At 67.3% G+C, this 17,751-nt stretch carries 17 protein-coding genes; 9 read left to right on the forward strand and 8 right to left on the reverse strand.

The window, feature by feature from the left end:
• Positions 1-27 precede the first annotated feature (27 nt).
• Positions 28-414, reverse strand: a complete 387-nt coding sequence (locus ACQ5SA_RS00740) for a VOC family protein (RefSeq protein WP_230111084.1) — start codon at positions 412-414, stop codon at positions 28-30.
• A gap of 1 nt (position 415) precedes the next feature.
• Positions 416-1,204 (reverse strand): enoyl-CoA hydratase-related protein, encoded by a 789-nt coding sequence (locus ACQ5SA_RS00745; RefSeq protein WP_499312067.1) that lies wholly within the window; start codon positions 1,202-1,204, stop codon positions 416-418.
• Positions 1,205-1,323: 119 nt separating this feature from the next.
• On the opposite strand from ACQ5SA_RS00745, the gene ACQ5SA_RS00750 reads away from it, so the two are divergent.
• The 3 genes from ACQ5SA_RS00750 to ACQ5SA_RS00760 are packed head-to-tail and all read left to right on the forward strand — an operon-like array spanning position 1,324 to position 3,691.
• The gene (locus tag ACQ5SA_RS00750; RefSeq protein WP_222389751.1) at positions 1,324-1,578 is read left to right on the forward strand and encodes a FeoA family protein; all 255 of its coding nucleotides are present in this window, start codon (positions 1,324-1,326) and stop codon (positions 1,576-1,578) included.
• Positions 1,575-3,437, forward strand: a complete 1,863-nt coding sequence (feoB, locus tag ACQ5SA_RS00755) for a ferrous iron transport protein B (protein WP_499312069.1) — start codon at positions 1,575-1,577, stop codon at positions 3,435-3,437. Before ACQ5SA_RS00750 ends, feoB begins: the two co-directional genes overlap by 4 nt.
• Positions 3,437-3,691 carry a DUF6587 family protein gene (locus ACQ5SA_RS00760; RefSeq protein ID WP_089240910.1) on the forward strand — a complete coding sequence of 85 codons (255 nt, stop codon included), beginning with the start codon at positions 3,437-3,439 and terminating at the stop codon, positions 3,689-3,691. The genes feoB and ACQ5SA_RS00760 overlap by 1 nt, the downstream gene beginning before the upstream one ends.
• A 115-nt stretch (positions 3,692-3,806) precedes the next feature.
• On the opposite strand, the gene ACQ5SA_RS00765 is transcribed toward ACQ5SA_RS00760, so the two are convergent.
• Genes ACQ5SA_RS00765 through ACQ5SA_RS00775 form a run of 3 tightly spaced genes read right to left on the reverse strand, consistent with a single transcriptional unit; the run spans position 3,807 to position 5,605 of the window.
• Positions 3,807-4,388 carry an NAD(P)H-dependent oxidoreductase gene (locus tag ACQ5SA_RS00765; protein WP_499312071.1) on the reverse strand — a complete coding sequence of 194 codons (582 nt, stop codon included), beginning with the start codon at positions 4,386-4,388 and terminating at the stop codon, positions 3,807-3,809.
• A 55-nt stretch (positions 4,389-4,443) separates the two neighbouring features.
• Positions 4,444-4,839 (reverse strand): MerR family transcriptional regulator, encoded by a 396-nt coding sequence (locus ACQ5SA_RS00770; RefSeq protein WP_353101239.1) that lies wholly within the window; start codon positions 4,837-4,839, stop codon positions 4,444-4,446.
• 4 nt (positions 4,840-4,843) lie between these two features.
• On the reverse strand, positions 4,844-5,605 hold the full coding sequence (locus ACQ5SA_RS00775) for a 3-oxoacyl-ACP reductase (RefSeq protein ID WP_499312073.1): 762 nt from the start codon (positions 5,603-5,605) through the stop codon (positions 4,844-4,846).
• An 88-nt stretch (positions 5,606-5,693) separates the two neighbouring features.
• Here ACQ5SA_RS00775 and dapB point away from each other — a divergent pair, with 88 nt between their 5' ends.
• The 5 genes from dapB to ACQ5SA_RS00800 all read left to right on the forward strand — a co-directional run bounded on the left by dapB (position 5,694) and on the right by ACQ5SA_RS00800 (position 12,641).
• Entirely contained in the window at positions 5,694-6,413 is a 720-nt protein-coding gene (dapB, locus tag ACQ5SA_RS00780) for a 4-hydroxy-tetrahydrodipicolinate reductase (protein WP_499312075.1), read from the forward strand.
• A 308-nt stretch (positions 6,414-6,721) separates the two neighbouring features.
• Positions 6,722-7,852: a glutamine-hydrolyzing carbamoyl-phosphate synthase small subunit gene (gene carA / locus ACQ5SA_RS00785; RefSeq protein WP_499312077.1), complete on the forward strand. Its 1,131-nt coding sequence runs from the start codon at positions 6,722-6,724 to the stop codon at positions 7,850-7,852.
• A gap of 149 nt (positions 7,853-8,001) precedes the next feature.
• Entirely contained in the window at positions 8,002-11,244 is a 3,243-nt protein-coding gene (carB, locus tag ACQ5SA_RS00790) for a carbamoyl-phosphate synthase large subunit (protein WP_499312079.1), read from the forward strand.
• Positions 11,245-11,252: 8 nt separating this feature from the next.
• Complete coding sequence (greA, locus tag ACQ5SA_RS00795) at positions 11,253-11,717, forward strand: transcription elongation factor GreA (protein ID WP_207234049.1); 465 nt, start codon at positions 11,253-11,255, stop codon at positions 11,715-11,717.
• Between the two features lie 3 nt (positions 11,718-11,720).
• Positions 11,721-12,641, forward strand: a complete 921-nt coding sequence (locus ACQ5SA_RS00800; protein WP_230111102.1) for a phosphoglycerate mutase — start codon at positions 11,721-11,723, stop codon at positions 12,639-12,641.
• 38 nt (positions 12,642-12,679) lie between these two features.
• Here the strand turns inward: ACQ5SA_RS00800 and ACQ5SA_RS00805 are convergent, their stop codons facing one another.
• Both ACQ5SA_RS00805 and ACQ5SA_RS00810 read right to left on the reverse strand, forming a co-directional pair.
• Positions 12,680-13,738, reverse strand: a complete 1,059-nt coding sequence (locus ACQ5SA_RS00805) for a DUF1176 domain-containing protein (RefSeq protein ID WP_499312082.1) — start codon at positions 13,736-13,738, stop codon at positions 12,680-12,682.
• Complete coding sequence (locus ACQ5SA_RS00810; protein ID WP_353101228.1) at positions 13,739-14,782, reverse strand: DUF1176 domain-containing protein; 1,044 nt, start codon at positions 14,780-14,782, stop codon at positions 13,739-13,741. It lies immediately after the preceding gene.
• A 122-nt stretch (positions 14,783-14,904) separates the two neighbouring features.
• Here ACQ5SA_RS00810 and recJ point away from each other — a divergent pair, with 122 nt between their 5' ends.
• Complete coding sequence (recJ, locus tag ACQ5SA_RS00815) at positions 14,905-16,662, forward strand: single-stranded-DNA-specific exonuclease RecJ (protein ID WP_499312084.1); 1,758 nt, start codon at positions 14,905-14,907, stop codon at positions 16,660-16,662.
• 12 nt (positions 16,663-16,674) lie between these two features.
• Here recJ and ACQ5SA_RS00820 read toward each other — a convergent pair whose 3' ends face one another.
• The gene (locus tag ACQ5SA_RS00820) at positions 16,675-17,724 is read right to left on the reverse strand and encodes a DUF1176 domain-containing protein (protein WP_353099271.1); all 1,050 of its coding nucleotides are present in this window, start codon (positions 17,722-17,724) and stop codon (positions 16,675-16,677) included.
• Positions 17,725-17,751: the final 27 nt, after the last annotated feature.

The raw sequence follows: 17,751 nt of genomic DNA on the forward strand, positions 1-17,751 counted from the left end.
GCCTGTAGCGGGTTGCGGCGGAAGGCCCTATCCGGGCAGGTGGCAGACCGCCTCGATGTTGTTGCCATCGGGGTCGATCACGAAGGCGGCGTAATAGTCCGGGTGGTACCACGGGCGCAGGCCGGGTGCGCCGTTGTCGCGGCCCCCTGCGGCCAGGGCGGCTGCGTGGAACGCGTCAACCTGGGCACGTTCGCCGCAGACGAAGGCAACGTGCACACCCTGGCTGAGCGGTGCCGCATTGCCCAGCCAGAAGAACGGCTTGCCGTGGCTGCCGAAACCCACGTGGTCATGGGCGCCGGTCTGTTCGGCAGTGACCTCCATCACCAGGCCGATCTGCAGCGGTGCCAGCGCCTGCAGGAAAAAGGCCTTGCTGCGGGGCAGGTCGCCGCTGTTCACACCGATATGGTCCAGCATGTCAGGCCTCCGTGACCCAGTGCGGTGCGCGCTTGTCGAGGAAGGCGCCCAGACCTTCCTGGCCCTCGGCGGAAACCCGCAGGCGAGCGATCAGGGCGGCATTGTCACGGTCCAGCCTGTCGCGATCATCGGCGTCGCGAACCTGGCGGACCAGTAGCTTGGCCGACGCCGAGGCGATCGGCCCGGCCTTGTCGAGCAGGGCCAGCTGCCGCTGTACCGCCTCGTCCAGTCGCTCGGGCTCCACCAGATGGTGGATCAGGCCGATACGCAGTGCGGTGTCGGCGTCGAAGTGCTCGCCGGTGGCGAACCAGCGGCGGGCCTGGCGGCTGCCGATGGCCTCGATCACATAGGGCGAGATTACTGCCGGCAGCAGGCCCAGTCGGCTCTCGGTCAGGCCGAAGCGGGCGGCGCTGGTGGCGATGGCGATATCGCAGCAGGCCACCAGGCCGACGCCACCACCGAAGGCGGCGCCATGGACCCGGGCCAGGGTCGGCTTGGGCAGCTCGTCCAGGGTGCGCATCAGCCGGGCCAGGGCCAGGGCGTCCTCACGGTTGTCCGCCTCGCTGGCCGTGGCCATGCCGCGCATCCACTGCATGTCGGCACCGGCGGAGAAGGAGGCGCCGTGGCCGGCCACCACCACCGTTCGCACCGTGTCATCGCGGCCGGCCGCTTCCAGGGCCGCGGTCAGCCGGGCGATCAAGCCGGCATCGAAGGCGTTGTGCAGCTCCGGCCGGTTCAGCCAGAGGGTCAGGACAGCGCCACTGCGCTCGATCTGCAAAGCATCGTTCATGGGATTCCGGGGTTGCTCCATACCTGTATGGATCATAGCGGGCCATTGGTCATGGGCCATGACGCGACGCGGGAATGTTAGAATCGAGAACCATTTACATCCAGCAGAGAACACGCTAGATGACGCTGTCCGAACTGCCCCTGCACGCCTCGGCCGTGGTCGATTCCGTGCAGGACCTGCATGCCAACGATGCCATCGCCCGGCGCCTGCGCGAGCTGGGCTTCGTCAAGGGTGAGGAAGTGCGCCTGGTGGCGCGAGGTCCGGTCGGCGGCGAGCCGCTGCTGGTGCAGGTCGGGTTCACCCGTTTCGCGCTGCGTATCAGTGAGGCCCGGCGTGTGCTCATCGACCCGGCCAGTCAGGAAGGACGCGCATGAGTGCCACCGCAACCGCCGCACCGCTGCGCATCGCGCTGGTCGGCAATCCCAACAGCGGCAAGACCGCCCTGTTCAACCAGCTGACCGGCAGCCGGCAGAAGGTCGCCAATTACACCGGCGTCACCGTCGAGCGCAAGGAGGGCCGCCTGCGTGCGCCGTCCGGTCGCGAGTTCGCGGTGCTCGACCTGCCGGGCGCCTACAGCCTGCATCCGGCCAGCCTCGACGAGGCGATCACCCGCGACCTGTGCCGGGGCTTCTACCCGGGTGAGGCCGCGCCGGACGTTCTTCTGTGCGTGATCGACGCCACCAACCTGCGCCTGCACCTGCGTTTCGCGCTGGAACTGCGCGAGCTGGGCAAGCCGATGATCATCGCCCTGAACATGGTCGACGCCGCGCAGCGTCGCGGCATCCAGATCGACGTTGCCGCGCTGGAACGCGAGATCGGTGTGCCGGTGGTGGAAACCGTGGCGGTGCGCAAGCAGGGCGCACGTGCGCTGGTGGAACGTCTGGACACGATGGTGCCGCATCTGGATGCACCGCTGGCCGGTGCTGAGAGTGGCGCGGACTACCACGCGCAGGTGCGCGCCATCCTGGCCGCCGCCGTGCGGATGCCGGCGCGGACCGCGAAGATCGACGACACGCTCGACCGCTGGCTGCTGCATCCGGTGTTCGGCCTGATCACCCTGGTCGTGGTGATGTTCCTGATCTTCCAGGCGGTGTTCGCCTGGGCGACGCCGCTGATGGATGGCATCGAGGCCGGCTTTGCCTGGCTGGGTGAACTGGCCGCCAGCGTATTGCCAGCGGGGCCGCTGACCAGCCTGCTGACCGACGGCATCATCGCCGGCCTGGGGGGCGTGGTGGTGTTCCTGCCGCAGATCCTGATCCTGTTCGCCTTCATCCTCGCGCTGGAGGAGTCCGGTTACCTGCCGCGTGCCGCGTTCCTGCTGGACCGCATGATGGCGGCGGCGGGCTTGTCTGGTCGCTCGTTCATCCCGCTGCTGTCCAGCTTCGCCTGCGCCGTGCCGGGCATCATGGCCACCCGCAGCATCCAAGACCCGCGTGACCGCCTGGCCACGATTCTGGTGGCACCGCTGATGACCTGCTCGGCGCGGCTGCCGGTATATGCCCTGTTGATCGGTGCGTTCATTCCTGCCGGCAAGATCGGCATCTTCAATCAGCAGGGCTTGGTGCTGTTCGGCCTGTACGTGGCCGGCATCCTCAGCGCGCTGGTGATGTCGTGGGTGATGAAGAAGTGGCGCCGTGACAAGAGCGAGCACCCGCTGATGCTGGAGCTGCCGTCGTACCGCATTCCGCATCCGCGCGACCTCGCCGTTGGCCTGTACGAGCGCGGCATGATCTTCCTCAAGCGCGTCGGCGGCATCATCCTGGCGCTGACCATCCTGCTGTGGTTCCTGCTGTCGTTCCCGGGCGCACCCGCCGATGCAACGATGCCGGCCATTGATTACAGCTATGCCGGTCAGATCGGCCATGCGATGACCGCGATCTTCGCGCCGCTGGGCTTCAACTGGCAGATCTGTATCGCCCTGATCCCGGGCCTTGCCGCGCGCGAAGTAGCGGTGTCCTCGCTGGCGACGGTGTATGCGCTGTCGGCTGCCGATGACGATGCGGCGATCTCCGCACTGTCGCCGGTGGTGGCTGATGGCTGGTCGCTGGCCACCGGCCTGGCCTTGCTGGTGTGGTTCATCTACGCGCCGATGTGCATTTCGACGCTGGCCACCATCAAGCGCGAGACCAACTCGTGGAAGACGATGGGCTTCTCGGCGTTCTACCTGTTTGCTGCAGCCTATGTCGCGGCGCTGATCACCTACCAGGTGACCGTGGCGCTGGGAGGCGGCTGATGGACGCCGGCCTGCTGATCCAGTACCTGATCATCGCGGTGGCCGTGCTGGTCAGTGCCTGGGTGGTGCTGAAGAAGCAGGCGCCCGGCACCGTGCGCAAACTGCGCGGGGCGCTGGCACTGGCGCTGCTGAAGCCGGGCCGCGCGGCGTGGCTGCAGGCGCTGGGCCGGAAGATCGCGCCTCCAGCCACTGGCGGTGGCGGCGCGTGTGGCGGCTGTGACAGCTGCGGACCGACGCCGCCGAAGCAGCACTAGGGCAGGGCTTGAACTGCTCTGATGGGGGCGGACCTGGATCCGCACTGCGACCCAGTCCTGGTGGGTGCGGACCTTGGTCCGCACTGCTGATTGATCATCCACGCAGGGCGTGGATCTACGCGGCTCGCGCACCCAGCTCGGCCGCTTGAGCCAGCCAGCGTTCTCGCTGTTGGGCCGTGCTGCTGCGCACGGCGCCCAAGCGGCTGACCCGCACCGGGCGGATGCCACAGAATTCCAGGATGGTGCTGCGGATCTGGGCGACGCCCGGGTCGCGGTAGATCCAGCGGTAGTACCAGGGCGGCGTGTCCAGGGTGGTGATGACCCGCGCGCTGCGTCCGGTCAGCAGCCGGTCCCACCAGACCGAATCGCGCCGGTAGCGGAAGGCGAAGCCTGGCAGCAGCACCCGGTCGAAGAAGCCTTTCAGCAGGGCCGGCATCGCCCCCCACCAGGTCGGGTAGACCAGCACAAGATGATCGCAGGCCTGGATCGCATCGGCGGCGTCCTGCAGGTCGACTTCCAACGGCTGGATCTGACGATATCCGTGGCGCAGCACCGGGTCGAACTGAAGGTCGCCCAAGGCGATCATGCGCACGTGGTGGCCGGCGTTGCCGGCGGCGGTCGCATATCGCTGGGCGAGGGCGCCGCACAGGCTGTCGCGGTCGGGATGGCCAAGCAGGATCAGGATGGAGCGGGGCACGGTAGTCTCGGGGGCTGGAAAGCACCCGACGTTGCGCTATGCCCCAAGGGCAGAGTCAAACCGCGGCAGGGCAGCCAGCGAGGACCAGTACGCAGGTGCCGTCGCCCTGCTGCAGCCATTGCCGCAGTTCGTCGCCCACCTGCTGCAACGCGATCTCGACGCGGGCGAGGCGTTCGCGCTCTGCAGCGATCGTCGTGCGCTGGCGCTCAAGCAGGACCAGCACCGCCGCCCAATCGAGCTGGCCGTCATCGCGCTGCAGGCGGGAAATCGCGGCCAGGCCGATGCCCAGTCCCAGCGCCTGCCGGATCAATTGCACCCAGGCTACGTCCTGCTCGCTGTAGTCGCGATAGCGGTTCAGGCGCGGCACCGGTGGCAGCAGGCCGCGAGCCTCGTACAGGCGGATCGCCTTGGCGCTGGCGCCGGTGCGGCGCGCGACCTCTGAAATGCGCATCCGTTCAGTCCCGCACCAGGCCGCCATCCACCACCAGATTCTGGCCGGTCACGGCGCGCGCCCATGGGCTGGCGAAGAACAGCACGGCATCGGCGAACTCGGCCGGGGTGGTGACGCTGCGCAGCGGCGTGCTGGCGGCGATGTAGTCGAATACGGCTTCTGGCGTGGCGGCGCTGGCGTCGGTCGTGCGCAGCAGGCCGCCGGACAGCATGTTGACGGTGATGCCATGCGGGCCGAGGTCGCCGGCCAGGGTGCGGGTGAGCGACAGCAGCGCGCCCTTGGCGGCGGTGTAGTCGTGGTAGGGCACCACCGGGTTCTGGAACAGGTTGGTGCCGATGTTGATGACCCGGCCGAAGCGCCGGGCCTGCATGCCGGGCAGGGCGGCCTGCACCGTATTGAGGGTGCCGCGCACGCTGCCTTCGAACTGCGACTGGAAGGCTGGCCAGCCGATGTCGGCGGCGCTGTCGCGGGCATCGCCATTGAACGAGAACGCGGCCAGCGCATTGTTGACCACGGTGGTCACGCCCTGGCCGAAGTGCGCCAGGGCTTGCAGCAGCAGGTTGTCGACCTGGGCGCGATCGGTGACGTCAGCCTGCAGGGCGATGGCCTGGCCGCCCAGCTCGCTGGCCAGTGCGCGTGCGGCCGCTTCGCTGCGGTGATAGTTGATGACAACCCGCGCGCCCTGCGCGGCGAAGGTGCGGGCGATGTGCTGGCCGAGACCGCGACCGGCGCCGGTGACCAGTACCAGCTGTTCACTGATCTGCATGATGGCCAGGCAATCCATGGCAAAAGGTCACGCAGCGTAGCAGCGACAGCGCTTGCCGGACCATGCGTGCTGCCGCTAGCCTGCATGCATGAACCAGACTCCCCTGCGATTGCTTATTCACGGCGCCTCCGGGCGCATGGGCCAGGCCCTGTTGCGGTTGGCCGCTGAACACCCTGATTCCCTGCAGATCGTTGCCGCGGTGACCGGCCGTGCGCCGGCCCAGCGGGTGATCGATGGTGTGCCGTTCTTCGCGGCCAGCGAGCTGCCGGGGGCGCCGGTGTTCGACGTGGCGATCGACTTCAGCCTGCCGGAGGGCTTCGATGCGCTGCTGGCACTGTGCGTGGAGCGCGGTGCGGGGCTGGTGTCGGGCACCACCGGCATTTCCACTGCGCAGCGCCAGGCGCTGGAGGCGGCGGCGATGAAGGTCCCGCTGGTGTGGGCGTCGAACTTCAGCCTGGGCGTGGCGGTACTGGACGAGCTGGTGGAGCGTGCGGCGCAGGCGCTGGCCGGCTGGAACTGCGACATCGTCGAATCGCACCATACGCAGAAGAAGGACGCTCCCTCGGGCACGGCGCTGACCCTGGGCGCCGCGGCGCAGCGGGGCGGGGCCGCGGCGCAGTACGCCAGCCTGCGTGCCGGTGACATCGTCGGCGAGCATCTGGTGCAGTTCACCGGCTTGGGCGAGCGCATCGAGCTGGTGCACCGGGCCACCAACCGCGACATCTTCGCCCGCGGAGCGCTGTTTGCCGCGCGCCAACTGCACGGCCGGGCGGCGGGCAGCTACCGGGTACGGGACCTGCTGGAATAAGGCAGGTAGTGCCGGCCGCTGGCCGGCAATCCCCTTGCCGTCGGGCACCCCGTGGTTGCCGGCCAGCGGCCGGCACTACCGGGGGCAAGGCCCACATACGGCCCCGGATTGAAATGAATGCGCAATCGCCTGTTCATGAATGGCGATAACCGCTGGCGCGAGCGCCCCGGCACCGCTACAATTCGCACTCGCCGAATCACGAAAGCCGGACCGGTCCCAGACCGTACGTCCGCGCTTTTTTGCAACCGGATTTCCGTGAAGCGCAGGCGTGACTTCGGCACCCCCTCGGTAGCCAAAGTGAGAATTCCGTGACCCAAGCCGCAATCCTCGTCCTCGAAGACGGCACCGTATTCGAGGGCGAATCCGTAGGCGCGCCCGGCCTGTCCGTCGGTGAGGTGGTGTTCAACACTGCCATGACCGGCTACCAGGAAGTGTTGACCGACCCGTCCTACGCCCGGCAGATGGTCACGCTGACCTATCCGCACATTGGCAACACCGGCATGACCGACCAGGACAATGAAGCGTCCAAGGTGTGGTCGGCCGGCCTGATCGTGCGCGACGTGCCGCGCCGCCCGAGCAGCTGGCGCAGCCAAGTGTCGCTGCAGGACTGGCTGATCCAGCGTGGCGTGGTCGCCATCGCCGGCATCGACACCCGCAAGCTGACCCGCATCCTGCGCGAGAAGGGCGCCCAGAACGGCGCGCTGATGGCCGGCGACGGCATCGATGTGGAAAAGGCATTGGAAGCCGCCCGCAAGTTCCCGGGCCTGAAGGGCATGGATCTGGCCAAGGTGGTCACTACCGACAAGAGCTACGTCTGGACCGAGGGCCAGCTGGACCTGGACGCCAACGCCTTCGTCAGCGTGCCGGCCCAGTACAAGGTCGTGGCATACGACTTCGGCGTGAAGACCAACATCCTGCGCATGCTGGCCGAGCGCGGCTGCGAGGTCACCGTGGTGCCAGCGCAGACTCCGGCCGCCGAGGTGCTGGCGTTGAAGCCGGACGGCGTGTTCCTGTCCAATGGCCCGGGCGACCCGGAGCCGTGCGACTACGCGATTGCCGCGATCAAGACCTTCATCGACGTGAAGATCCCGACCTTCGGCATCTGCCTGGGCCACCAGTTGCTGGGCCTGGCCTCGGGCGCAAAGACCATCAAGATGGGCCATGGCCACCATGGTGCGAACCACCCGGTGCAGGACCTGGACAGCGGCCGGGTGATGATCACCTCGCAGAACCACGGCTTCGCGGTGGATGAAGCGACCCTGCCGGCCACCCTGCGGGTGACCCATCGTTCGCTGTTCGACGGCACCAACCAGGGCATCGCCCGTACCGACGTGCCGGCCTTCTCGTTCCAGGGCCACCCGGAAGCGTCGCCGGGCCCGACTGATGTGGGCCCGTTGTTCGACCGTTTCGTGGCGCTGATGGAACAGGCCAAGGCGTGATCAGTACGCCGCCGGTTCGCCGGTGGCGTCGCGATGGACCGTAAGCCTCCGCATCGCGGCTGCCCCTGGCGCGGCGCTGCGGATCAAGATTCCTGATCGACAGCGTGCGATCACCCCCCTTGTCACGCTGTACTGACTTAGAGAAGAAAATGCCCAAGCGCACTGACCTCAAGACCATCCTCATCATCGGTGCCGGCCCGATCGTCATCGGCCAGGCCTGCGAGTTCGATTACTCCGGCGCCCAGGCCTGCAAGGCCCTGCGTGACGAGGGCTACCGCGTGGTGCTGGTCAACAGCAATCCGGCCACGATCATGACTGACCCGGAGATGGCCGACGCCGTCTACATCGAGCCGATCAACTGGCAGACGGTCGAGAAGATCATCGCCAAGGAGAAGCCCGACGCGCTGCTTCCGACGATGGGTGGCCAGACCGCGCTGAACTGCGCGCTGGACCTGGCTGACAACGGTGTGCTGGAGAAGTACAACGTCGAGCTGATCGGCGCCAAGCGCGCAGCGATCATGATGGCCGAAGACCGCGAACTGTTCCGCGTGGCGATGGGCGAGATCGGTCTGGAGTGCCCGACTGCCGCCGTTGCCCACACCCTGGACGAAGCGCTGGAGATCCAGACCCGCGTGGGCTATCCAACCATCATCCGCCCCAGCTTCACCCTGGGCGGCAGTGGCGGCGGCATCGCCTACAACCGCGAAGAGCTGATCGAGATCGTCAACCGCGGCCTGGAACTGTCGCCGACCTCCGAAGTACTGGTCGAAGAGTCGGTGCTGGGCTGGAAGGAATTCGAGATGGAAGTGGTCCGCGATACCGCGGACAACTGCATCATCGTCTGCTCGATCGAGAACCTGGACCCGATGGGCGTGCACACCGGTGACTCGATCACCGTGGCCCCGGCGCAGACCCTGACCGACAAGGAATACCAGCGCCTGCGCGATGCCTCCATCGCCGTGCTGCGCAAGATCGGCGTGGATACCGGTGGTTCGAACGTGCAGTTCGGCATCAACCCGGACACCGGCCGCGTGGTGGTGATCGAGATGAACCCGCGCGTGTCGCGTTCCTCGGCGCTGGCCTCCAAGGCCACCGGCTTCCCGATCGCCAAGGTCGCCGCCAAGCTGGCCGTGGGCTACACCCTGGACGAACTTAAGAACGAGATCACCGGTGGCCTGACCCCGGCGTCGTTCGAGCCGTCCATCGACTACGTCGTCACCAAGATTCCGCGCTTCGCATTCGAGAAGTTCCCGGCCGCCGATGCACGCCTGACCACCCAGATGAAGTCGGTGGGCGAAGTGATGGCGATGGGCCGCACCTTCCAGGAGTCGATGCAGAAGGCCCTGCGTGGCCTGGAAACCGGCAAGGTCGGCTTCGACCCGACCGGCCTGGACCTGACCAGTGAAGACGATCTGCAGACCCTGCGTCGTGAGCTGAAGGCTCCGGGTCCGGAACGCCTGTTCTTCGTGGGCGATGCGTTCCGCGCCGGCATGAGCGTGGAAGATATCTTCAAGCTGTCCTACATCGATCCGTGGTTCCTGGACCAGATCGAAGAAATCATCGCAGCTGAGACCCAGGTCGCGGCTGATGGCATCGATGCACTGGATGCGGCGCGCCTGCGCAAGCTCAAGCGTGCCGGTTTCTCCGACGCCCGCCTGGCGCAGCTGACTGGTACCAATGAAGCCGCCATCCGCGCGCTGCGCCGTGCCCACAAGGTGCGTCCGGTGTACAAGCGCGTGGACTCCTGTGCAGGTGAATTCTCCACCGGCACCGCCTATCTGTACTCGACCTATGAGGACGAGTGCGAAGCCGCGCCGAGCAACCGCGACAAGATCATGATCCTGGGCGGTGGCCCGAACCGCATCGGCCAGGGCATCGAGTTCGACTACTGCTGCGTGCACGCGGCACTGGCGCTGCGTGAGGATGGCTATGAAACCATCATGGTCAACTGCAACCCGGAAACCGTGTCGACCGACTACGACACCTCCGACCGCCTGTACTTCGAGCCGCTGACCCTGGAAGACGTGCTGGAAATCGTCGAACTGGAACAGCCGAAGGGTGTGATCGTGCAGTACGGCGGGCAGACCCCGCTGAAGCTGGCGCGCGCGCTGGAAGCCAATGGCGTGCCGGTGATCGGCACCAGCCCGGACTCGATCGACCTGGCCGAAGACCGCGAACGCTTCCAGCAGCTGGTCGACAACCTGGGCCTGAAGCAGCCGCCGAACCGCATCGCCCGCAACGACCAGGAAGCCCTGCTGCTGGCCCGTGAGATCGGCTATCCGTTGGTGGTGCGCCCGAGCTACGTGCTGGGCGGCCGCGCCATGGAGATCGTCTACGGCGAATCCGACCTGGCCCGCTATGTGCGTGATGCAGTGAAGGTGTCCAATGATTCGCCGGTGCTGCTGGACCGCTTCCTGGACAATGCCGTCGAGTGCGACGTGGACATCATCGCTGACGCCCAGGGCAACGTCCTGATCGGTGGCGTGATGGAGCACATCGAAGAGGCCGGCGTGCACTCGGGCGATTCCTCCTGCTCGCTGCCGCCGTACTCGCTGTCGGCTGAAACCCAGGCAGAGCTGCGTCGCCAGGTGGTCGAGCTGGCCAAGGCCCTGAACGTGGTGGGCCTGATGAATACCCAGTTCGCGATCCAGACCGACGAAGAAGGCAACGACACCATCTTCCTGCTGGAAGTGAACCCGCGTGCCTCGCGCACCGTGCCGTTCGTGTCCAAGGCCACCGGCATGCCGCTGGCCAAGATCGCGGCCCGCTGCATGGCGGGCAAGACCCTGGAAGAGCAGGGCGCCACCAAGGAAATCGTGCCGGACTACTACTCGGTGAAGGAAGCGATCTTCCCGTTCGCCAAGTTCCAGGGCGTCGACCCGATCCTTGGGCCGGAAATGCGCTCCACCGGTGAGGTGATGGGCGTGGGCCGCAGCTTCAACGCCGCCTTCGCGCGCGCGCAGGAAGCCGGTGGCATCAAGGCGCCGCCGGTCGGCAAGGCCTTCGTGTCGGTGCGCGACCCGGACAAGAAGCGCGTGCTGCCGGTGGCCAAGGCGCTGCTGGCGCGTGGCTACAGCCTGGTCGCCACCCGTGGCACCGCGGCGTGGCTGCAGCAGCACGGCATGGACTGCGAGATCATCAACAAGGTGGTCGAGGGTCGCCCGCACATCGTCGATTCGATCAAGAACGGCGAGATCGTCTATATCGTCAACACGACCGAAGGCCGTGCCGCGATCAACGACTCGTTCTCGATCCGTCGCGAGGCGCTGCAGCACCGCGTCACCTATTCGACCACCATTGCCGGCGCCAAGGCGCTGGTGGATTCACTGGAATTCCGCGGTACCGGCCCGGTCTGGTCGCTGCAGGAACTGCACAAGGAGTTGAACGCATGAGAGCACCCATCACGATGAAGGGCGCGCAGCGACTGCGCGATGAACTGGACCACCTGAAGTCGGTCAAGCGCCCGAAGGTGATCGCCGCGATCGCCGAAGCGCGCGAGCACGGCGACCTGAAGGAGAATGCCGAGTACCACGCCGCGCGCGAGGAACAGGGCTTCATCGAAGGCCGCATCAAGCAGCTGGAAGGCGAGCTTTCGCATGCCGAGATCATCGACGTGAGCAAGCTCAATGCAGGCTCCAAGGTGGTGTTCGGCGCCAGCGTGACCCTGGCCGACGTGGAATCGGACGAAGAGAAGAAGTACCAGATCGTTGGCGATCTGGAAGCGGACATCAAACTGGGCCTGATCGCGATTTCCTCGCCGGTCGCCCGCGCGATGATCGGCAAGCTGGAAGGTGACTCGATCGTGATCGATGCGCCGGCCGGCCAGCGCGAGTACGAGATCGTCCGCGTCAGCTACCAGGACTGATCCGTGGCGACGGCGACCCTGCTGTTGCCGGCGCGCAGCCGCTTTGCGGTGGCTGCGTTGCCGGATGATGTGGCGCGCGCCCTGGGCCGCGCCACCACCTCGCAGGGCGACGCCGGTGAACGGGCACAGCTGCTGCGTCACTTCACGGTCGCCGCGCCGCAGTGGCCGGTGGCCGCGTTGACCCGCCAGCGCGACGTCGGCGACGCCGCCGGCGCCTGCTGGCTGCGTGCTGATCCGGCCTGCATGGTGCCGGACATGCACGGCGCGCGCATGATGGGCCAAGGCGAAACGCTGCGGCCCAGCCTGGCCGATACATTGGCCCTGCTGCCCGTGTTGCAGCCGCTGTTTGCGGATGCGGGCTTCGTGCTGGATGCACCCGACCCTTCGCGCTGGTACCTGCGGCTGCCTATCGGTACCGAGCTACCGGAGTTCGACAGTCCGGATGAGGTGCTGGGTGATGATCTGTTCTCGCACCTGCCACCGGGTGAGGCGGGCCGCCGCTGGCGCGCGCTGATGACCGAAGCGCAGGTGCTGCTGCACACCCATTCGTGGAACCAGCAGCGCGCCGCTCAGGGCCAGCAGCCGATCAATTCGCTGTGGTTCTGGGGCGGCGGCGTGATGCCGGTATCGGTGGCCACGCCGCACGCGCAGGTGCGCAGCCGCGATGCGCTGCTGCAGGGTCTGGCCCAGGCCGCAGGCGTAGCGGTGGATGGCGAACAGTCGGTCGATGCACTGGTCGACCTGCGCCAGCTGCGCTCGTTGCAGCAGCTGGGCAACGACGCGATCCGGCCACTGTTGGCCGCGCTCAAGCGTGGTGAGCTGCAACGGCTGGTGCTGGATTTCGAGGATGGCCTGCAGTTCCAGCTGGACAAGGGCCAGCGCTGGCAGTTCTGGAAGAAGCCTCGGCAGCTGCACGACGGTTGAGGCAGGGCGGTAGCGCCAGGCCGTGTCGGACCCATGCGCTATCGAATGTCGGTGACGTAGATCGGCAGCTGCCAATGCCTGCGGCTCGGGCTGCTGCAGTAGTGGCCGACAAACGCCCCGCTCAGGATCAGACGCGTTCCATCCCACGCCCAGTGCCGGTTCGTCCCGCAGGCATCGGTGTCGGTCACAAAGCCTTCCTCGAGGAACACGGCGTGCGGATAGAGCGGAAACAGCGGGGTCCGTGAGATCAGCGTGGGTGCGAACGGTGGACGGTCGCGGATCAGCCAAGTGCCCGCCGGGACGAAGTGGCGGTCGGTTGCACAGCTCAACATGGCAAGGACATGGGTGGCATCCACCCGTTCGATGCGCAGTGGGCGCGACGACGCCCGATCGCAGGCGTTTCGCGCGGCGGCCACCGGTTGCAGTTGCTGCAGCAGATCTGTCCGCTCAGCCAGCTGCCCATCGTCGTCATGTGCTTCGACCAGACGGGGCGGTGCCTTCAGGGGTGGCGCGGCAACTGCAGCCGGCACCTTCGATTCTGGCTGTGCGCCCTTGCGCACCAGCGCGCTTGGGGTGTCCAACCGACCCTGTGCTTCGTCCATCTTCAGCAGCAACGTGCGGATGCCACGATCCGACAGCGGCCACGCGTGGCCGGAGGCATCGCTCATCTCGATGCGCCGGCCCTCCAGCAGTGCATCGATCATTGCTGTCACGTAGTGCGCGGACAGCTCAAGGCCAATATCGAGCGCTTCGCCGTGGCCGATGGCACCGATGTCCCTTCCGTCCACGCGCAGTCGCAACGTCCCTTCGGGTGCCACCGCCACAGGGGTGCGTGGCGCGTCCTCGGCGCCCTCGGCCATTGACAGCCGTGCGGTGACCGCTGTCTGTGGCCCACCGGCGCGTTCGAGCAGCACGCTCAGCATCAGCGGTGCCAACGGACCGTACGCTGCCAGCCGGCAGGTGCGGGTGTTGTCGCAGGCCATCACGCCGTCGCCCTCGACGAACGATGTGCCGAGCGATTCGGTGGCCGAGGCAGCCGATGCCAGAGTGAGGGAGGCCAGCAGCAGCGGCGTGCGCAGCAGTGAAGATGCGCGCACTCAACGAACCTCGCTGACCAGCGTCGGCAGCGTCCAGTGTCCGCCCGGCATGCCACGACACAGGCCGGTGCTGAAGGCACTGCTGGGCTGGAATCTGCGGCCATCCCAGGCCCAGTCCGAGCCGGAAACGCAGTCGCCGATGCCGCGGCCCTTGTAGCGTGCGTACAGCGTGCGCTCGACGCGCGAGAAGCCCTCTGCTTCGAGCGTGACCGTCTGCGGGGCGAAAGGGGGCTGGTCGCGCGCGATCCAGAAGCCATTGCTGTAGTTGTACGCACCCATCTGGCACAGCGCCTGCACCAGCACATGGCTGTCGTCCAGCCGCTCGATCACCATTTCCGGGGTTCCCTTGTACTCGATCAAGCGCGGGCAGTCGTCGCTCTCGCCGAGCGTGGCAATCAAGGCGTCCCGCAGCGCTTCGCTGCTGCCCAGCGCGCTATCGCCGGGGCGAGTAGCGGCCAGCGCGGCGCGCACGATCACCGGCTTGACGCGCGCAGCCGGCACGCTGGCTTCGGCACGCGTGCCACGCCGTATCAGGGCACCGGGCGTGCCCACGCGCCCTTGTACCTCGTCCATTTTCAACAGTACGGCGGCGGCACCACGATCGGAGATCGGCCAGCGCGTGCCCTTGCTGTCGACCACCTCGATGCGGGCCTGGCCGGGCAGGGCGGCGAGCAGGGCTGCAACCTGCGCTGGTCGCAGCGTCACTGCGTCGTCGGCCCCGGTGTCCTGCACGGGACCCAGATCGCGGCCGTTCACCTGCAGGCGCATCGATCCTTCAGGCATTGCACTTTCGCCATCCTCACCGACCCGCAGCCGCGCCTTCACTGCCGTGCCGGGGCCGCCGGCACGTTCCAGCATCAGGCCCAGCAGGCTGTCAGCCTGTTCCGGGCCATAGCCGGCGGCACGGCAGGTGCCGGTGTTGTCGCAGGCCAGGAACCAGTCGTGGTGCACGAACTCGATACCGGGTTCCAGCGGTGTGTTTCCGGCGTGGGAGGCGAGTGGCAGCAGGAGGCTGGCCAGCAGTACGGACAGCGGGCGATACATGGCGAATTCCGTTTCAGAAGCGAACAAGCATGGGCGATCACCCCGCCTGCGCCAAGCCCGCGCAGAGCCTGACAAGCCGAGCGGGGTATCATGCGCGGGTCTTCCGTAACCCGGCGATGCCGATGTCCCTTGCCGCCGATGCTGCGCTGCCGTCTTCCGAAACGCCGATGATCCGCCGCCGCGATGTCGCCGCACCCGGCATCTGGCCGGACGGCACGCTGCCGTTGTTGGCCCGCCTGTATGCCGCACGTGGTGCGCACACGCCGGAGCTGGCGCTGCCCAAGCTGGGCAACCTGCATGCGCCGGAGCTGCTGACCGGCATCGATGCGGCCGTGGACCTGCTGGTCGAGGCCATCGCCTCCGACAAGCGCATCCTGGTGGTCGGTGATTTCGACTGTGACGGCGCAACCGCCTGCGCGGTCGGCGTGCGCGGTCTACGCATGCTCGGCGCGCAGCATGTCTTCCATGCCGTGCCCAACCGCATGGTGCACGGCTACGGTCTGTCACCGTCGCTGGTGGACGAGCTGGCTGCGCTGCAGCCGGATCTGCTGGTCACCGTCGATCACGGCATCGCCTGCCATGCCGGCGTGACCGCAGCGAAGGCGCGTGGCTGGCAGGTGCTGGTGACCGATCACCATCTGCCCGGTCCGCAGCTGCCACCGGCCGATGTCATCGTTGACCCCAATCTGGACGGCGACGCCTTCCCCAGCAAGTCGCTGGCCGGCGTCGGCGTGATCTTCTACGTGCTGATGGCGCTGCGCCGGCAGATGCGCGAAGCGGGTGTATTTGCCGATGGCAAGGGGCCGGACCTGACCACGCTGCTGGACCTGGTGGCCGTGGGTACCGTCGCCGACTTGGTGGTGCTGGATGCCAACAACCGCGCCCTGGTCAGCGCGGGGCTGCGACGGTTGCGCAACGGCCAGGGCTGCGTCGGCCTGAAGGCATTGATCGAAGCCAGCGGTCGCGATGCCGCACGCCTGACCGCCACCGACATCGGCTTCGGGCTCGGCCCGCGTTTGAATGCAGCCGGTCGGCTGGAAGACATGGCGCTGGGAATCGCGCTGCTGCTCACCGAAGATCCGCGGCAGGCCCGTGACATCGCGCAGACGCTGGAGCAGATCAACGCCGAACGGCGTGCGGTGCAGCAGTCGATGACCGATGACGCCGAACAGGCGCTGTCGCGGGTGGTGCTCGATACCGCCGGTCAGCGTCCGGTGGCGGCCTGCCTGTTCGATGCGGATTGGCACCCCGGTGTGGTGGGCCTGGTCGCTTCGAAGATGAAGGATCGCCTGCATCGTCCGGTGATCGCGTTCGCGCCGGCCGAGCCGGGTGCCGACACCCTGCGCGGTTCAGCGCGTTCGATCGCCGGCCTGCATATTCGTGATGCGCTGGCGCTGGTCGATGCACGCCATCCCGGCTTGATCGAGCGCTTCGGCGGTCACGCGATGGCTGCCGGCTTGAGCATGCGTCTGGATCATCTGGCCGACTTCGAAGCCGCCTTCGTCGCCACCGTGCTCGAAATGCTCGACCCTGCGGCTCTGCAGCAGCAGGTGCTCAGCGACGGCGAACTGGCAGCGGACGAACTCGATCATCGCCATGCCGATGCGCTGCGCCTGGCCGGACCGTGGGGACAAGGTTTTCCCGAGCCGCTGTTCGACGGCCACTTCGAAGTGGCCAACTGGCGCGTGCTGAAGGAGCGGCATCTGAAGCTGGAACTGCGCCTGCCTGGCGTACCGGGCACGATCAACGCGATCCACTTCGGTGGCTGGCACGGTAACGCGCCCGGCAAACATGTTCACCTGGCCTATCGCCTGGCCTGCGATGATTATCGCGGTGGCGCCGCGATCCAGCTGATCGTCGAGCACTGCCTGCCCGCATGAAGAAAGGGGGCGTCAGCGGACCTCGCTTACCCGCGTCGGCAGTTCCCAGGTTCCACCGGGAACGCCGCGGCACAGGCCGCCGCTGATCGCTGAGGTCGCGACGAAGCGCGTGCCATCCCAGGTCCACGTTTCATCCGACACGCAGTCGGCCAGACCACGGCCCTTGTGCGAGGCGACGATCTGCCCGTCGCCGTAGTCGATCGCATCGCTGGTCACCCACTGCGGCTGGTAGGGCGATTTCTCACCGATGACCCAGTAACCATCGCCGGTGTTGTAGGCGGCGCGCCAGCAGGGAACGTTGACCAGCAGATGCTTGGCGTCCAGACGTTGGATCTGCAGCGGCGAATTGCTGATCGAAACATCCGGGTCGGCGTCGAGCAGGCCTTCGCAGCTGGGCTCTTTCAGGGTGGCGCGCAGCGCTGCACGCAGCGCCGGTGAGGCGGCCAGCTTGGCGAATGCCGGGTCGTCCGGCGGCGTCGACAAGGTCGCTGCCTTGCGCACCACGGGTTTGGCGACGGCGGCCGGCACGCTGCTTTCGGCGGCAGTGCCCTTGCGCATCACCGCGCCCGGCGTCCCCACGCGGCCCTGGAACTCGTCGGCCTTCAGCAATACAGCCGCTGCACCCTTGTCCGACAGCGGCCACGCATGGCCGGCGGCATCGACAACCGTGATGCCGCCATCGCGCACCAGCGCCGACAGCACTGCGGCGGTCTGCGCCGGGCTCAGCGCATAGGTGCCTGTGTCCTTGGCCGGCGCCAGCACGCCGAGATCACGCTGCTGGATGCGCAGGTGCAGCGCGCCTTTCGGCTGGGGCTGGTCGTCGATCGGCTGCAACGACACGCGGCCGCTGATGGCCTGATTGGGGCCGCCCTGGCGCGTCAGCAGCATGCTCAGGGTGCTGTCATCGCCGCTGGCATAGCCGGCCGCGCGGCAGGTGCGGGTGTTGTCGCAGGCCACGACCCAATCGTGATGCTGGAAATACAGCCCGGCAGGCGCATCGACGGCGCCGGCGGCCAACGGCCAGCACAGCGCAAGCAGGGTGGGAAGCAGGGGGGAACGCATGGGCATCCTTGCACGGGATCGGGAAGT

The organism is Stenotrophomonas indicatrix (assembly GCF_050573115.1).
GTDB lineage: Bacteria > Pseudomonadota > Gammaproteobacteria > Xanthomonadales > Xanthomonadaceae > Stenotrophomonas > Stenotrophomonas lactitubi_A.

What these genes read in the sequence shown, in the direction of transcription:
- ACQ5SA_RS00740 (WP_230111084.1), bottom strand. Translation starts at nt 414, where the DNA reads ATGCTGGACCATATCGGTGTGAACAGCGGCGACCTGCCCCGCAGCAAG.
- ACQ5SA_RS00745 (WP_499312067.1), bottom strand. Translation starts at nt 1,204, where the DNA reads ATGAACGATGCTTTGCAGATCGAGCGCAGTGGCGCTGTCCTGACCCTC.
- ACQ5SA_RS00750 (WP_222389751.1), top strand. Translation starts at nt 1,324, where the DNA reads ATGACGCTGTCCGAACTGCCCCTGCACGCCTCGGCCGTGGTCGATTCC.
- feoB (WP_499312069.1), top strand. Translation starts at nt 1,575, where the DNA reads ATGAGTGCCACCGCAACCGCCGCACCGCTGCGCATCGCGCTGGTCGGC.
- ACQ5SA_RS00760 (WP_089240910.1), top strand. Translation starts at nt 3,437, where the DNA reads ATGGACGCCGGCCTGCTGATCCAGTACCTGATCATCGCGGTGGCCGTG.
- ACQ5SA_RS00770 (WP_353101239.1), bottom strand. Translation starts at nt 4,839, where the DNA reads ATGCGCATTTCAGAGGTCGCGCGCCGCACCGGCGCCAGCGCCAAGGCG.
- ACQ5SA_RS00775 (WP_499312073.1), bottom strand. Translation starts at nt 5,605, where the DNA reads ATGCAGATCAGTGAACAGCTGGTACTGGTCACCGGCGCCGGTCGCGGT.
- dapB (WP_499312075.1), top strand. Translation starts at nt 5,694, where the DNA reads ATGAACCAGACTCCCCTGCGATTGCTTATTCACGGCGCCTCCGGGCGC.
- carB (WP_499312079.1), top strand. Translation starts at nt 8,002, where the DNA reads ATGCCCAAGCGCACTGACCTCAAGACCATCCTCATCATCGGTGCCGGC.
- ACQ5SA_RS00810 (WP_353101228.1), bottom strand. Translation starts at nt 14,782, where the DNA reads ATGTATCGCCCGCTGTCCGTACTGCTGGCCAGCCTCCTGCTGCCACTC.
- recJ (WP_499312084.1), top strand. Translation starts at nt 14,905, where the DNA reads ATGTCCCTTGCCGCCGATGCTGCGCTGCCGTCTTCCGAAACGCCGATG.
- ACQ5SA_RS00820 (WP_353099271.1), bottom strand. Translation starts at nt 17,724, where the DNA reads ATGCGTTCCCCCCTGCTTCCCACCCTGCTTGCGCTGTGCTGGCCGTTG.